Origin of the sequence: Psychrobacter sp. TAE2020, from assembly GCF_018919485.1 — a bacterium.
In the GTDB taxonomy this organism is placed as follows: Bacteria; Pseudomonadota; Gammaproteobacteria; order Pseudomonadales; family Moraxellaceae; genus Psychrobacter.
On sequence record NZ_JAHLMU010000001.1, the window covers coordinates 2,765,351 to 2,782,915 of the forward strand.

9 protein-coding genes, 1 tRNA gene and 1 pseudogene are annotated in these 17,565 nt (G+C 41.2%); 10 read left to right on the forward strand and 1 reads right to left on the reverse strand.

The window, feature by feature from the left end:
* From KPY62_RS11410 to KPY62_RS13815, 6 genes and pseudogenes are all read left to right on the forward strand, one after another.
* Positions 1–4,926 (forward strand): Ig-like domain-containing protein (locus KPY62_RS11410; RefSeq protein WP_216582207.1); only part of this gene is annotated, 4,926 nt, incomplete at its 5' end.
* 584 nt (positions 4,927–5,510) lie between these two features.
* Positions 5,511–7,040, forward strand: a complete 1,530-nt coding sequence (locus tag KPY62_RS11415) for a TolC family protein (RefSeq protein WP_216582214.1) — start codon at positions 5,511–5,513, stop codon at positions 7,038–7,040.
* A 185-nt stretch (positions 7,041–7,225) separates the two neighbouring features.
* Positions 7,226–9,553, forward strand: coding sequence for a type I secretion system permease/ATPase (locus KPY62_RS11420; RefSeq protein ID WP_416384065.1), 2,328 nt, complete (start codon positions 7,226–7,228; stop codon positions 9,551–9,553).
* 2 nt (positions 9,554–9,555) lie between these two features.
* Positions 9,556–10,725 carry an HlyD family type I secretion periplasmic adaptor subunit gene (locus KPY62_RS11425; protein WP_216582223.1) on the forward strand — a complete coding sequence of 390 codons (1,170 nt, stop codon included), beginning with the start codon at positions 9,556–9,558 and terminating at the stop codon, positions 10,723–10,725.
* 1,048 nt (positions 10,726–11,773) lie between these two features.
* Positions 11,774–12,268: pseudogene (locus KPY62_RS13810) on the forward strand (DUF4172 domain-containing protein); the annotation flags it as partial.
* Between the two features lie 39 nt (positions 12,269–12,307).
* Positions 12,308–12,613, forward strand: coding sequence for a hypothetical protein (locus tag KPY62_RS13815; protein WP_416384040.1), 306 nt, complete (start codon positions 12,308–12,310; stop codon positions 12,611–12,613).
* 364 nt (positions 12,614–12,977) lie between these two features.
* Here KPY62_RS13815 and KPY62_RS11435 read toward each other — a convergent pair.
* Positions 12,978–13,052 (reverse strand) — tRNA-OTHER (locus tag KPY62_RS11435).
* 303 nt (positions 13,053–13,355) lie between these two features.
* Between KPY62_RS11435 and KPY62_RS11440 the strand changes: the two genes are divergently transcribed.
* From KPY62_RS11440 to KPY62_RS11455, 4 genes are all read left to right on the forward strand, one after another.
* Positions 13,356–14,477, forward strand: a complete 1,122-nt coding sequence (locus KPY62_RS11440; protein WP_216582230.1) for a Fic family protein — start codon at positions 13,356–13,358, stop codon at positions 14,475–14,477.
* A 248-nt stretch (positions 14,478–14,725) separates the two neighbouring features.
* On the forward strand, positions 14,726–15,985 hold the full coding sequence (locus KPY62_RS11445) for a DUF4010 domain-containing protein (protein WP_216582232.1): 1,260 nt from the start codon (positions 14,726–14,728) through the stop codon (positions 15,983–15,985).
* Positions 15,986–16,477: 492 nt separating this feature from the next.
* Complete coding sequence (locus tag KPY62_RS11450) at positions 16,478–16,726, forward strand: hypothetical protein (protein ID WP_216582234.1); 249 nt, start codon at positions 16,478–16,480, stop codon at positions 16,724–16,726.
* A 177-nt stretch (positions 16,727–16,903) separates the two neighbouring features.
* Positions 16,904–17,215: a hypothetical protein gene (locus KPY62_RS11455; RefSeq protein WP_216582236.1), complete on the forward strand. Its 312-nt coding sequence runs from the start codon at positions 16,904–16,906 to the stop codon at positions 17,213–17,215.
* Positions 17,216–17,565: the final 350 nt, after the last annotated feature.

A 17,565-nucleotide genomic window follows, 5' to 3' on the forward strand; every position in this document is an offset into this window, starting at 1 on the left:
GTAGACTTTAGCGTTGATGCGACTGTTCCTGGTGACACCACTGGTGATGGCGTGACTGACACGGCTCCTGTGATTACCATTCCAGAAGCTTTGGATGGCGTGAATGCAGCAGAGCTTGCCGATGGTATTCAAACCAATGTGACTGTGCCAACAGGCAGTGAAGAAGGTGACATGGTTACGGTAACCATCACCAATCCAGATCTTAGCACCAGCACCGTTGAGCAAGCCTTAACACAAGCTGATGTGGAGGCGGGCACTGTAGCTGTGACCATTCCTAAGGGTCAGATTCCAGAAGATGGCGACTACAGCGTAACCGCTCAAATCACCGATGCCGCTGGTAACAGCACAGCACCAAGTGAGTCAGTAGACTTTAGCGTTGATGCGACTGTTCCTGGTGACACCACTGGTGATGGCGTGACTGACACGGCTCCTGTGATTACCATTCCAGAAGCTTTGGATGGCGTGAATGCAGCAGAGCTTGCCGATGGTATTCAAACCAATGTGACTGTGCCAACAGGCAGTGAAGAAGGTGACATGGTTACGGTAACCATCACCAATCCAGATCTTAGCACCAGCACCGTTGAGCAAGCCTTAACACAAGCTGATGTGGAGGCGGGCACTGTAGCTGTGACCATTCCTAAGGGTCAGATTCCAGAAGATGGCGACTACAGCGTAACCGCTCAAATCACCGATGCCGCTGGTAACAGCACAGCACCAAGTGAGTCAGTAGACTTTAGCGTTGATGCGACTGTTCCTGGTGACACCACTGGTGATGGCATTGCAGATGCTGCAGGTGCGCCAGTGGTCGCTATCAATGATGGTGATGATGGGTTTATTAACCCAGAAGATCTCAATGCTGATGGCACTTTAGACGTTGCGATCACCTTCCCAGCGGGCAGTGGTTATGCAGCAGGTGACATCCTGACAGTCACGGGTCCTGATGGTATAGAGACTGAGTACGAACTGACAGCAGACCACATTACCAATGGCATCACTGTGCCAGTAACGCCAGTTGACGGTCAGTTAAACGAAGTGACTGCTGTGGTGACTGATGCAGCAGGCAACAGCTCTACAGAAGGCCGTGATGACTCAACCGCTGACTTAATTGTTCCTGGTGATTCTGATGGCGATGGCATCACTGACACCGCTCCTGCGATTACCATTCCAGAAGCTGTGGATGGCGTAAACGCAGCAGAGTTAGCTGATGGCGTTCAAACCAATGTGACTGTGCCTAAAGGCACACAAGCGGGTGATAATTTAACCTTGACGGTAACCAATCCAGATAGCAGCACCAGCACCGTTACTCATCCTGTCACTCAAGAAGAGATTGATGCCAGTACAGCAGCCGTTACTATTCCTAAAGATCAAATTCCAGCAGATGGTAACTACAAGGTTGTGGCAGAGATTAAAGATGCCGCTGGTAACAGCACCGCCCCAAGTGCGCCGGTAGACTTTAGCGTTGATGCGACTGTTCCTGGTGACACCACTGGTGATGGCATCACTGACACCGCTCCTGTAATCACTATTCCAGAAGCTGTGGATGGCGTAAACGCAGCAGAGTTAGCTAGTGGCATTCAAACCAATGTGACTGTGCCAACAGGCAGTGAAGAAGGTGACATGGTTACGGTAACCATCACCAATTCAGATGGCAGCACCAGCACCGTTGAGCAAGCCTTAACGCAAGCTGATGTGGAGGCGGGCACTGTCGCCGTGACCATTCCTAAGGGTCAGATTCCAGAAGATGGCGACTACAGCGTAACCGCTCAAATCACCGATGGCGCTGGCAACAGCACCGAAGCAAGTGCGCCGGTAGACTTTGCAGTTGACGCTAGCATTACCCCGCCAACGACTCAATTGCCTGCGGATGCGGCCAATGACACGGGCGTATCAGCTACTGACAACATCACTAGCAACAAAACCCCAACCCTTACCGGAACGGGGGATGCTGGTGACACCATCACCGTTGTAATTGGAGGTCAGACACTAACCACCAAAGTAGCTACTGATGGCACATGGTCAGTAACACCAGCAGCATTGGCGGATGGCGTGTATACGCCAACAGTCACAGCGACAGATGCTGCGGGCAACATTGCTACTGCTAACGGTGAAAAATTTACGATTGACACCAAAATTACTACGCCAACGCTTAAATTGCCAGAAGATCCAGCCAATGACACTGGCATATCAGCAAGTGACAACATCACCAAGAACAAAACCCCAACTCTTACCGGAACGGGGGATGCTGGTGACACCATCACTGTTGTGATTGGGGGTCAGACCCTAACTACCACTGTGGGCGTCAATGGCACTTGGTCAGTAACGCCAACAGCATTAGCTGATGGAACTTATACACCAACCGTCACAGCGACAGATGTTGCGGGTAATAGTGTTGCTGGTACTGGTGAAAGCTTTAAGTTGGATACTATAGCCCCAACTTTAGCGATCACTACAAACGTTCAAGGTATTCTGCTACCGGGTGCTATGGCTAATATGACATTTACTTTCTCAGAGCCAGTTCCAGGCTTTAAGGCCGCAGACATAGCTGTCGTGGGCGGGAATCTTGGATCATTGAGCACTAACGATAGCGGTAAGACTTGGACCGCTAAATTTACCAATGATTCTGATCCTGCTACCAAACCAAGTATCACGGTAAATGATAATAAATATACGGACATTGCTGGTAATAATGGTACAGGTGCAACGATTAACTGGGTGCCACCGGTTATAAAAGCATTTGAAGTTGTGGATAATTTTAGTGGAGACGGAAAGAATAATACGGGCTCTGAATTTGGGGTAAACAGTGGTAACTATGGTACTTCTTATAAGTATCAAGGCGTTGTGGTCAATCAGACTGGGCCAAGTATTACTCAAGGCTTGACCAATGATCGCACACCGACGCTCAATATTACCTTAAATGAAGCAGTAAACTCTGCAGCTGGTGAAAAGCTTGTGATTCAGCGCTATATTAAAGATCCTATCAAAGGATGGGTGGTTCAAGAAGACGTAACGTCAAAATTAACCACCACCGATGGGCTAACTTATACTCTGACTGATAAGCAGCTGCCAGATACGTATGGCCAAGAGTACCGTTATCAGATGCAGGTTAAGTCAAATGATAGTGCAGGCCAGTCTATTGTGGTGTCTCAGCAGCAAGCTGCCTTTACCTTAGACACCAAAGCTGATGTTTTACAGAACCTTAACTATGCGGGTAGTGTCCTGACAGGATCCAACATGGAGCAAGGCACGGTATTCGTTGATAACATGTCAATTGATCCTATTACCGGCAAGCTTAAAGGTAATGGTGTCTTGGATGCAGGGGAACTAAGTGCTAAAGTTGGCACTGATGGCTCTTGGTCTATCAACTTCTCAGGAGCTAGCAGAAAGCCAACAGATAGCGATACTTGGGATGAAGCGAATGGCAGGCCTTTCGTTAATATCTACGACGAATTTGTGGCACTTGATTTTGTGGATAAAGCTGGGAATACCATAGCTAGAGATCAGCGTTTATACTTATTCGACCTAGATGATAACCTATCTGATAACCAAAAAGCCTCGCTAGATCGAGATGATCGTCCAAGGGATGCACAGATTACTATGAAGGATATTAATTCAGGAGCGGCTTGGATCGATTCGGATGGTGATGGTGTCTTGAACTATGCGCTTGTATGGGATCATCAGACAGTAACTGGTGCAGGGCCAAGTGGATTAGTTAATGAATCAAAAGAGCTTGCAGGCACCGATCAGCTAGTGGTGGTAGTGGGTGATGTTGGCTCGCAAGGTCAGAATGCAAGAGACTTGTTTGATATCTATACTGGTAGCGGCAATGATTCATTCAACATTCAAAACGGCAATATGCAGATCAATACTCGGATCAATTTAGGCAGTGGTAATGATGTGTTTACTTTGGATGGTACTATGGATGGTGGCTCTGGTACTAATAGATATGATAACTATAGTCTCAGACTTGATACCGGTACAGGTGATGACACTGCCATTATTGGTAGAGGGAATGTGGGTAACAAGAGAAAAGATTACGTAACTGACGGGGTAGTAATCTCCATGGGTCTTGGTAATGACAAACTGATTTTTGAAAATGGTAATTTGATTGATACTATCATTACCATGGATCAGTCGGTCACCAACTTAGGCAGTAATAGCAATAAGGCGCCAACCGTAACAGCCGATGGTCCTAATGATGGCAATGACTTCCTTCAAATCAAAGGTAATATCGATTATGACACCTTTATTTATATGGGTGGCGGTAATGATATTGCTAAGATCGGCTCAATGAACAATACCGGCTTCTTGGTAGGTAAAGATCGTTCTGCTAAAGTCTATATGGGTGCTGGCAATGATCTAGTAGAGTACTCGGGTGATGATATTGACGGCATTATTGATGGCGGTGATGGATTCGATATTATTCGTTATGATGCAGGAAGTCCGCAAACCTTATATTCAGATGATATTATTCACATGGAGCTTATCGATATGATCGGTGACTCGCGTCATGCTGATACTTTCGTTATTCAGGCTCAAGCTGATATTAGGAATAATGGTGCTCTCAATAGTACTTCCAACAAGACACAGCTATTCATTGATGGTGAGAGAGGCGACTATGTTCAGCAAGCAGGCACTAATAATAAGCTTACTAAAACCGATTTATTTGCCGATAGTGATGGGGATCTTGTTACTAGATCAATGGATGGCAGCTTTAAGCTTGATACTGGACGCAATATCAAGGCGGAGTTTGATACCGGGTCGCAAGATACCAAATTTGTCTATCTAGACTCAGAGGGTAATAAGACTGCGGAAAACTATGAAGGTAATATCTACCGAGTATTTGATGCTAATGGCAGCGCTGGCTATCAATGGCTGATCGATACTGACATTAGTGTAGAAGGGTTTACTTTGCCGCCAATAATATAATATTAGCTTTAGTATCTACTGAGGTTGTAATAAATACTAATAATGAAAAACGCTCCCAATAGGGGGCGTTTTTTTACACCTACATTATTGAGCAAATGAAAAGATAATTTAGGATCAGCGGTTAATAATTATTCCTATACGGTCATCGTTATTTTTAATAAGCACTTTACTATTATAGGGTATAAATATCTATTAAGACCACTCGTGATATCTGCTATAGTGCGTTATATAATGAGCATAAAGTTTTATATACATACTCATATATTTAATTAAAGCCTATTGTTAGCAGTAAGTAGGCTATTCAAATAAGAGTATTTAGTAAGTCAGATTAATAAATATAGATAATGCTAATAGTGAGTAAAGTTACTTTTAACTATATGAATTTATTTTTCAAAATTTAGACGTAGATCAAATCAAGGTTTTTTTAATCTATAACTATTAGATAAATAGATGATAAGATTAAACGAGTAATCTATTTATCCAATACCGCTATTGTTTTTATAGTAGGGTGGCTAACTTAATAGCACCAATATAAAGTAAAACAATAAAATAGTAACTATGTTCATAGGGACAGTCCAGAAATTATGTCACGAACCTATAATCGACCGCACTGTCCTATCAGTCGTATATTATTAGGCTGTTTGCTATCTTGGTTTGGTGCCACGGTAAACGCTTACGCAGCCGTCACTGATATACAAGTTAATAGTTTGATTACGCAAGCGGTTAAGACACATCCGTTAGTGAATTCAGCTAGAGCCAGTCAAGAGGCTACTACAGAAGGTATTAACGCCGCTAAGCTAAACCTGTTGCCATCCCCAAGTGTGAGCTCAGGCTTCGATAGAGATAATGATTTTGTCTCACAAGTCACCATTCGTCAGCCTCTATGGACTGGAGGCAAGCTTACAGCTGATGTCAATCAAGCCATATTCGATGATAAGGCAGCAGTAGAGTATATTTATGAGCAGCAAAATCAAGTCGCCAAAACCACTATTGACGCTTGGCAAAGTTATATCCAAGCTATTACAAAGCAGGATATTCATCTTGAGGGTCTAAAAGAACTTAACGAATTTGAAGCCATGATGCAGCGCCGTGTTGGTCAAGGTGTATCTGCCCGTATTGAGCTTGATTTAGTAACCAACCGTATTCTACAAGAGCAAAATGCTTATCAAGGTGCAGTAGAGCAGCAACGTATTGCTGTCGCCAGACTTGAACAAATTATCGGTCAGCCCTTACCACAAATTAGTAGCACTAGTATGCCAAACATAAAGGAGTTGGTAAACCAGGCGAAACAGCAGTCGGCTGGCTTTGAGCAACTGGCCTTTAGTCAAACTGGGTTCTATAACCCAACAGTGGTAAAAGAACACTTTCAAATTGAATCAGCAAAGCAAGGCGTTGAAGCTCGGCAGGCGTCCAAATTCCCTACGGTGTATGCGCAATATGAGTATGCTTATTATCATGAAGATAACAGAGACGATAAAGACAAGAGAGACAGTGGTAAGTTCTCTTTAGGTTTAAATTACACTCCTGGTGCTGGTTTTTCTAATTTTGCGTTAGCACGTGCCTCCCAAGCCCAAGTTAATAGTCTAGTGCAAACTCAAGAAGCTGCGCGCCGTACTGTGATAGAAAATATTCAGATACAGTATCAGCAGTTTGTCAGTGCTAAAGATCGAGAGAGCTCTTTGGTTGCAGCAGTAGCAGGGGCACAGCTCGTAGTTAGCTCTTATCGTCGGCAGTTTATCGCCGGCCGCAAGTCATGGCTTGAAGTACTAAATGCGGTTCGCGAACATAATGAGTATCAGGTGCAACTGGTACAGACACGAGCAGATATGCTGGGCGCATTCTATAAGTTACAAGTGGACTTTGGTAGTATGCCCTGGCAACAATACGCTCATAACCGTGAGCCAGTGACTTTATTTAGACCACTAGATCCAGTCAAGAAGTGGATTAATAAGCAAGAGGCAAAAAGATCAAGCGCTAGCCTTGGTTATATTACAGCAGTCGCAGATGATGACTATATAGAAATTAGACTGCCTGCAAATGTAGAGGATAGCCTCAACAATGGTGAGCGAATTATGCTAAATGAAGACTATAGTATTACCCCTATAGTTGATTAGAAAAACATGATAAGCAATTAAAGCAGTAAGTTACATGAATGAAAATCTTGCTATCAGTAGTTTAAAATCGATGCGTCAATGATGACCGTAAAGGTTAGAGTAACGATTTGAATTAAAACATAGCTGATAATCTTCATTGTTTTAATATTAAAAAAGTGATTGTTATGAGTTCGAACTTAAATCCTATGTCCCCCAATTCATATAGTAGTGATATTACTAGTGTGACAGGCCAAGTGCTGTCTCCGTCTGAGTTGACGCAAACTTTAGCGGATGCTGTGAGGCATTTGTTAAGTCAGCAAGGTTATCCAATAGATAACGTACGCCTGCAAGACGTCATTGCGCGCCACGATGGACTATCAGCTAATAATAAAGGACAAGCTATTAACGAGCTGGGCGGCGTCATTGGCGTGTTAAAAGATGTGGGCATTAACAATACACCAGAAATATTAGAACAACCCGATGCGGCTTTTCTACCTCTATTAGCCTATCGTGCCGACTTAGGTTGGGGTGTCATCGATGGTCAGACGCCACAAGGCAGCTGGAACTTTAGACAAGAAAAAAGTAACACTCATACTCGAGTAAATGAGCTGACGTTGATTTTACGGCTTCGCCTCACTGATGAGCATATTCAAAAGCGCAAAGCCTCCTTTGCCGATCTGTTAAAGTCAGACTTAGGAAACTACAAAGGCGTACTTTTTGAAGCTATTCTTGCCACATTTTTAATCAATATGTTGGCACTGGCCGTATCACTATTCTCCATGCAAGTTTATGATCGAGTGATACCAACCCGTAGCGAATATACGCTCATTATTTTAGCTAGTGGTGTATTCCTAGTGATTCTCTTTGAAGCGTTTATGAAGTTTTCGCGCTCGAGAATTATGGACAAAGTGGTTGTGGGGCTTGACCAGTATTTGTCTCGTGAGGTATTTCAACGACTACTTAAAGTACGTATCGATCAGATGCCAGGATCAGTAGGGTCTATGGCAGCACAGCTACGGGGCTATGAGCAAGTCCGTAGTTTTTTCACTGCCAGTACCTTATTTGGACTGGTCGATTTACCGATGACCATTATCTTTATTACTTTAATGGCGGTTATTGGCTCACCATTAGTGGCAGTTGTTCCCGTTATTGCGGCAGTGATAGCTGTAGTAATGGGACTATCTGCTCGCAAACGTATCGATGCTATTGCTGCTGAAGGTGCTACTGCTTCTTATTATAAGACTGGCCTATTGGTAGAGGCAGTAGAAGGGGTCGAGACTATAAAAGCAGGGGCAGGAAGCTGGAAGTTCTTATCGCGTTGGCTTGATGTGATGAATATCACTATCAAAAACGACTTAGATATGAAGCACACTAATGATAATTTGACATACTTTACCCAAATGCTGCAACAAATCAGTTATGTTGGGATTGTGATTGTGGGCTCGTTCGTTGTCATTTCAGGTGACATGACTATGGGTGGGTTGATTGCTTGTTCGATATTAGGCGGTAGAGTGTTAGCCCCTGTCATGATGCTCCCTGGCCTTTTAGTACAATATTCACATGCTAAAGCCGCTAAGCTCAATATCGAATCGTTGTTTGCATTAGAGCAAGACAATCATGGTGTGGCTTATCCGCTGTCACCTAGTCGTATCAAAGGTTTTTATCAATGCGATGGACTAGTGTTTAATTACCAAGATAATGATAGACCAGCTATCGATATCAAGAGGTTAACCATTCGTCCTGGAGAGCGTATAGCGATTCTTGGGCCTATTGGATCAGGTAAGTCCACCCTTCTCAAGGTACTGGCTGGACTATATGCACCTACTAAAGGGCGTATATTATTAGATGGTCTAGATATTCATCAAATCAGTCGTGAGACCTTGAGTGAACGTTTGGGATATTTACAACAAGACCATCGTTTGTTTCAAGGAACCTTAAGGGAGAATTTACTGATAGGTATGCCGGCGCCAGATGATGATTTGATGCAAGAAGTGCTAATGAAAACAGGGTTGATAAATTTAGTATCTAGCCACTCTAGTGGTCTTGAGCTACCTATCAGCGAAGGGGGACGCGGACTATCAGGTGGACAAAAACAGCTGGTTGCTTTCACTCGTTTATTATTGTCCAAGCCCAATGTGTTTTTGCTCGATGAACCGACTGCTTCTATGGACAATAGACAGGAACAACGCTGCATACGAGTTCTAAAGCACGAACTGACAGAAGGTCAAACCTTTATCGTATCTACCCATAAAATGGCTCTTTTAGAGTTGGTTGATCGGATCATCATAATGGATAATCAACGCATTGTGATGGATGGCCCCAAACAGGCAGTACTTGATGAGTTAGGCAAGAACGAACAAGCAAAATCTCAAGGTACTATACAATCAAGGGGGGAAGCTAAGAAAAACATTGAGCAGCAGCAGCCAGAAAACCCAGCAAAATCTGAAGCGGAAAAACCGAATAATCCCCCAACTAGACGGCTCACTATAAAGCCTACAATTACAAAAACTGCAACAGACGCTGAAGGTAAGTAGGTATGGCAGACTATAAATATACCCCCAATAAGGTTAAAGTTGGTCGTTCAAGACTGAGTATTTGGATCGGTTTTCTCGGCATTTTAGTTTTAGTCATCTGGGCCTCATTTGCTAAAATTGATCAAGTGACTCGTGCAAAAGCTACAGTGATCGCCAGCGCTCGAACGCAAGAGATTCAAGCGTCAGAGGGCGGTGTCTTGACAGAATTGGCAGTCACTGAAGGACAAGAGGTCAAAGCAGGACAGCTGCTAGTAGTTTTAGAAGAAGAGCGAGCTAAAGCGGCATTGGATAATTCTGCCTCCAAAACTGCTGCTTTAAAAGCTAAGCTCGCCCGACTTAATGCAGAGATTTTTGAGAAACCGTTAGTATTTACGGCAGATGTCGAAAAATACCCTGAATACGTCCAAAACCAAACCGCACTTTATAATCGTCGTCGTCAGGCTATTAATGAGGAGGTTTCTTCTCTTGAAGCTATGCTAGTTCTGGCTAACAAAGAGCTTAGTATGAATGAGCCGTTATTGGAGTATGGCGATGTCAGCCAAGCTGATGTCATTAAGCTACGCCGTCAGGTTGCTGAGATTGAAGCACAGATTAATAATAAACGTAATAAGTATTTCGAAGAAGCGCAAGCAGAGATGACTAAAGCCCAAGAAGAGCTGGACACCGAACTTGAGCTGTTACGAGATCGGGTGCAGGTGTTGGATGAGAAGCGTTTGACCTCGCCAACAGATGGCAAAATCAAAAATATTAACGTCACTACTATCGGCGGTGTGGTCAAGCCAGGTGAAGTCATTATGCAGATTCTACCAACCAGTAGCGATCTAATCATAGATGCAAAAGTCAGTCCTGCTGATATTGCTTATGTGAAAGAAGGGCAAGACGCTACCGTAAAACTTGATGCTTATGACTATTCGATTTTTGGTGCGATGAACGGTACAGTAAATTATATCAGTCCGGATACGCTAATGGAGCAAACCCCTAAAGGGGAAGAGCCTTACTATCGCGTATTGATCGTTATTACTGGTGCTGAGTTCAAAGGTCGGGCGGATAAAATAGTTATCAAGCCTGGTATGACGGCTTCTGTTGATATTAAAGCCATGGAACGTACAGTATTGTCTTATCTAACCAAACCTATTACTAAAACCTTGTCAGAAGGCATGGGCGAACGTTAAATTAGTTTTGATAAAGTCTATAAGTTGGGTTGGAAACTACTTCAGTCATCTAGAGAGCCGTTTAAGCCTAGCACTATAGTTATCTGTTCTTATAGATAGCTAATAATAAATTAATAATAAGTCATGAATAAAGACTGCCTTTAACGTGACTTCCCTATATTTTAAAAGCAAAAAAGCCCCAGTCCATTTAAGTAATGAGCTGGGGTTTATTATATCGCAAATCTGCCAAGCGTAACGATAAGCGAGCTGGCAAGTTCTACTATGGCAGCTTTAAGTTATGCTGAAGAAATGAGAGAAATTAACAGGGGATATTTTAATCAGAAAGCTCGATTATAATGACTTATGTTGTCGATTTACTAGTCATTAAGTTGATATGTAATACTAGCAGCTCAAAGCCTGTATAGCGCACTGAACGCAAATTAATGTAAATCAGTGCAATGATTAGACTATTTTAGACATTTATATTATTCGTTTGAATAAAGTTTATCAGTAATCGCAAGTAATACCGTATTTTTCTTACCGCTCCGAAAGTAAAAATATAATCAAATTCAAACATGGCTAATTATGCTTTGTAAACAGGAGTTAGTAGTGATACTGGTTTTGTGCTAACGCTAACCTCAGTAACTAGTGAATAAAATTCAGTAAGTGCGGCTGAACATCCACCATGTCAAATTAGGTCAACTAAATCTTATAATATGAGATTATCTTACTTATATCGATTACATTGCTTTATAACTATTTTATAATTAAAAATAGCAAGGTAAATTAATCTAAGATAAAATTTAACAGATATTTAGGTCCTATAATTTCATAGTCTTTTTGCCTGCGCTGTGGCGTCGATTCATCTAAAAATAATACCTCTATTATAAAAGAATGTTTATTCCATATTATTATTTAACCTACTTTGTCGAAGATTGTTATATGTTTCTTTTCTCTGCATAATATAAGAAGATTCAGGGTTTAATCTCTGCCTATAATTGAGAAAAATATGAGGCATATTATCTATATTCATCAATATTCAGACTAGACTGAGTGACAATGGTCAGATAAAACACTTTTGCCATTAGTCAGTGGTGTGCGAATATTACAAGGCGGTTTGCTTGGAAAGTTACTAACGATAGGGTTTGATCTAAACATTGAGGCACAGTTAGACGCAGTGACTTTGGAGATCGTTAAAACTTCAGAGATTGAAGGTGAGTCATTAAATAACAAGCAACTAAGGTCTTCTGTCGCGCGCCACTTAGGGATAGATGACGAGGGCATGCCAACGGCTATTTGTGAGGTTGATGAGGTTGCGGAGATGATGCTAAATGCAACCTATCACTATCAACAGCCATTATTGTTGGACGATTTACTAGGAGGGCACAGGGCATTATTTCCAAATGGTTATAGTGGACTTTATCGTATTAAAGTGGGTAGTATCTGTGATGATAGTCAAGGACCTATGCAGGTAGTTTATGGTGGTTATGGTAGTGAGCAGGTGCATTTTGTTGCACCTAGTGCTGATACATTGGCAGATGAAATAGGCAATTTTTTATCCTAGTTTAACACCTAACCAAATGAGCAGGACAATATAGATCTGGTGATCCAAGCAGATATCGCTCCTTTATGGTGTGTGACGATTCATCCCTTTGATGATGGCAATGGGCGATTGACCCGTGCTATTAGGGAGAGAGTGCTGGCGCAAAGTAACAATAGCGCCCAACGTTTTTATAGTATGTCAGAGCAGACTCTTAAAAAAGGTAATTACTATTATAAAATACTGGAGCGAACGCAAAAAGGTAATACTGATATCATTGATTGGCTGTGCTGGTTTCTACAAACGCTACAACAAGTATTCATTACTGCTCAAACGACTACAGATAAAATAATTCATATCAATATGTAACGTTTGTATCTTTATTTCTAGCTGCCGAGGTGTTGCACTTAAGTTACCCTTGCTGTCTGCAATTTTTTAACCGCTTCTGCTTTGTATCCTGTGCTATCACTTTGCTTTTTCTTGGTCATGCTAAACTCCTTATCCAGTCGTTAGTTTACCAAGCTTGTTTCTATAATTTCTTCAGCATAGCTCAAGTTTGAAAGACAGGTAAAATTGATAGAAGGCACAATCTAGGCACACAGGTTTTTGATGCAGTTTGGCTACGGCCATAAGTAAGCAAGTTTTGACCAAGCACACCTTTATATTTCCGCTGCCGACCATATTTTATGGACAAAAAAAGCCCCAATCGTTAGACTGGGGCTTTCTAAATATTTGGTAGGCATAAGCAGACTCGAACTGCTGACCTCTACCATGTCAAGGTAGGTCAACCAAATCTTATAATATGCCGTTATCTTACATGTGTTGATTTTATTAGCTTACAGTTATTCTATAATTAAAAAATGGCAAGGTCAATTCATGCAAGATAAAATTTAGCACGTATTTGGGCACTATATTTTTATAGTCTTTTTACTTCCACTCTAGCGTCGATTAAGCCAAAAATAATACTTTTATCATAGAAGAATGCTTATTCCACATTATTATTTAAACTACTTCCTTGTTCCAAAAGTTTTTATACATTGTATCCTCCTTATTTTCTCTGCATAATATAAGGAGATTAATGTTTTAATCTCTGCGTATAATTGAGAAGAATATGAAGCATATTACCTATATTCATGAACATCCAGACTGGACTGAGTGGCAATGGTCAGATAAAAAACTGCTGCCATTGGTCAGTAGTGTGCGGATATTACAAGGGCGTTTGCTTGGAAAGTTGCTAACGCTAGGGTTCGATATAAATGTTGAGGCGCAACTAGATGCCGTGACTTTAGAGATTGTTAAAACTTCAGAGATCGAGGGTGAGTCATTAAATAATGAGCAAGTACGATCTTCTGTCGCGCGCCACTTAGGGGTAGATGACGGCGGTATACAAATTGCTAGTAGTGAGATTGATGCAGTAGTGGAGATGATGCTTGTGGCTACTTATTACTATCAACGTCCATTATTATTGGACGATTTACTGGGATGGCACAGAGCATTATTTCCAGAGGGATATAGTGGGCTTTATCTTATCAAAGTGGGCAGTATCCGTGATGACAGTCAAGGATCTATGCAGGTAGTTTCTGGTGGTTATGGTCGTGAGCAGGTTCATTTCGTTGCACCTAGTGCGAATATATTGTCAGATGAGCTAGACAAGTTTTTATCCTGGTTTAATACCTCACCAAATGAGCAGGAAAATATAGATCTGGTCATTAAAGCCGGTATCGCTCATTTATGGTTTGTGACTATCCATCCCTTTGATGATGGCAATGGGCGTTTGACCCGTGCTATTACGGAGAGAGTGCTGGCGCAAAGCGATGATAGCGCCCAACGTTTTTATAGTATGTCAGCGCAGATTCTTAAAAAACGTAATGACTATTATAAAGTACTGGAGCGAACGCAAAAAGGCGATACTGATATCACTGATTGGCTGTGCTGGTTTTTACAAACGCTAGAACAAGCACTCATCGCTGCTCAAACGACCACAGATAAAATTATGCATAAAGCGAATTTTTGGCAGACTCATCGACAGCATGCTTTGAACACTAGACAAGTTAATATGCTAAATACTTTACTCACAGAGTTTTATGGCAAGCTGACTACCAAGAAATGGTCAGTGATGACTAAGTGTTCCATAGATACAGCACTGCGAGATATCAATGATTTGATAGAGAAGGGGATGCTGAAAAAATCTAAGGCTTTGGGGCGTAGTACGAGCTATGAGGTAGCTTTATAATGAAGATTATGTGGTTCTATGATGCATAACGTAATAGACCACATGGTTCAGCAGCCTGATATAAGTAGTTCCAATATAGTAGTCTACTATGAGTAGTCTATGAATTGATTAATGAGCCTTCTTAGATGGTTCGTTCGGAATATAGATCGCCAAGACAGACGTGGTTTAATTTTTATCGTCATGCTGCGTCATCAGAATCTCCCAAGTTTAGTTATACGGATTTGACAGCAGAGGTCATGGAGAGTGGGATGAATTTCATAATAGAGAATACATTTACGATTGAACCTGTCCAACATTTAATGACTGCATCTACTGCAGCACTAGGTTGTGGACTACTCATTGGTCTAGAAAGAGAGCGTAGCAAACAACGTGAAAATCAACACAGCTTTGCAGGTATTAGATCTTTTGCAATTTGCTCTTTATTAGGGGCAATTTGTTTTTCTTTTGGTTTATTTATGGGACTCATGGGGGCATTAATAGTAGGTGGTATAAGTATCATCTCTATTAATAAACAAATTGAAGATCCAGGTGTAACAACTGAACTTGCTTTTATACTCACCTATTTTATAGGTGGACTATGTTTATGGCATATTCCTTATGCAGCTGCACTTACAGTCGTCCTTACCTTCCTTCTAGTGACAAAGCATTCAATGCATGGAGTAGCAGTTAGATGGATTACTGAGCCTGAATTCAAAGATGGTATATTTTTACTTGCTTTACTTTTAATTGCACTTCCTTTAATACCCAATAGGGCTCTTTGGGGTTCAGTACTAAATCCTTATATTATTTTAAAATTATTGACATTGATTTTAGCCATTCAAGCACTAGCACATATGGCAAAGAGGCTTCTACCATCACGCCACGCCATGTTTTTATCTGCTTTAGCATCAGGATTTGTATCCAGTACAGCCACAATTGCAAGCCTTGGAATGGAAGTTCGTCATGGTCGTGCAGATGCAAAAGAAAATGCTGGAGCTGCCCTTATATCCTGTGTCGCAACAGTGGTACAACTTCTTATTATTGTTGCAGGTGTAAGTTTTAGTTGGCTTAAAATTTTATTATTTCCATCTATTATTGCAATTATAATTTTAATTATTCCTGCAATATGGTTGATGAGAAAACCTCGATCCGGAGAGAAAGTTAAGTTAACTGATACACCCATGTTCAGTTTAAAAGAGGCAGGTATCATTGTAGTTTCACTTACTATTATTCAAGTACTTGTTTATGGTTTAAGTTTATGGCTGGGTGACGCGGGTCTTATTGCAGGAACCGTACTTAGTTCTATGTTTGAGGTGCATGCAGCAATGGCTGCCGTAGTAATGCAAGGGAACCCAACTAACCCTATTTTATTGCTCGCCTTATTGTTAGGTTTAGCGACACATGCAATTTCTAAATCAATTAATGCGGCAATTACTGGTGGCTTTCAATACGCACTTGCTTTTGTTCCAACCCAAATTATTCACATGACTGTTTTAATTATCTTGATCTATACTATGACGAATAATTAAAATATCTCTCTACTTCATTGGTGTAATGGACATTTTTCATGCTGATACAGGGTCTAATGACATATGCACCTTTAAGTCAGAGCGTTTCTAAAAGTTTAAGGTAAATTGCTTCACACCCTCGACTTGAGGTCGAACCCATCGAAAAACCTCGAAATATCATCAACAAGTACACTGTGATGTACACTAAAAGCAATAATATACAGTTAATGATATAAATAACAGTAACTTACCTATCAAGCATGGTAGCTAAATGAGAGGGGGGGGGCGAACCCATTTAATGGGGTAGTATCACTTAACTGATGCAATAAGCTTAGATTCTACAATAAAAAATTAGCCCAGCTGTAAAAGCTTAATAAGGCAAATAAAATTAATATCCATGTTTTAAACGAGTTTGATGAAATATATTCTGACTTAAGTAAGCTTAGTGCAGATAATATCTATTATAAAAATCGAATTAGATCTTTAGGACTTGATCGATTTCGTCATGACCCATTGAATTTCAAAGACGATAAGCCTAAAGAGCAGAGTTTTCATGAACACTTCTTTACGCCTTCTAAAGACACTCAACCTGAAACTTACAAGGTCTTATCTAAGGTTAAAGAAGAGTTTTTCTATGCTATTGAAAGAACAACTCTTCCAGAGATAGTTTCAGATATCACGGTGTTTGGTATCAATATAAATGGCATTATTATTTATCTGCGGTATACGCCTTATATTGCTGATGATGCTCAGGAAAACTAGTTTAACTTTCCAATAGAGATTATTCAGTCTTGGCTGTGGCACAGTGCTGGTTGGTATATCCCTGAGGATACTGTTTATGGACCATTAGCTTCAAGCGGCTTACCATCGAGTAACAATCGGCCTATCGGATCAATTTGCCCAGATATTGAAGGTAAAAATAAAAAAGCTCATAAGAAGGTGGCATTTTTAGAGGAGAAGTTTCAACAGCCATTGCTAGTCGACTATGAAGATGACGCGAGTTATGAGACGCACTTTCAACTTCGCACCTTACTCGATACTAGGTTTAATGGTCTAGAGCAAGAGAAGAATTTTCAGGTATTTTCTGTCGCTAACCATATCCAAAAAGATATATATTTGATACAAGATCAGGATATCTATAGTATCCAAAAGCTAATCAAACCAGCAGAAGCAATTGATCATTATGCTGCTCACTTACTGTCAAGACAGGCTGGAGAATTCGAATTTTTACAATATGCTGAAGACTTTTAACGGCATTCCTAGCTCGATTACTAGCGTAATATGGCTGCTACTCCCTGTAGGGCTATTCTAGTTGCCCCCTTAAACTTCGCTTATCAGGCAAGTTGAGCTTTATTTCCATAACGAACGTTATCACAAATGACGTTGGATAGAAGAGGTCGGTTTAGGGAGTGGTTATGACTCATTTCGTATGTATTTCATCATCTATAAAATTCGGCAACATTTGGATGTTGGAAGTACTGCAAAAGAAATTGATAGTGCGATTGGGGGGGGAGTCCCGTGAGTATTTAAGTCTGTACTCGGGTATATACACCCAATTAAAAGAAAGAGTAGGCAAATATGGCGTATGCACTAGTCAAATT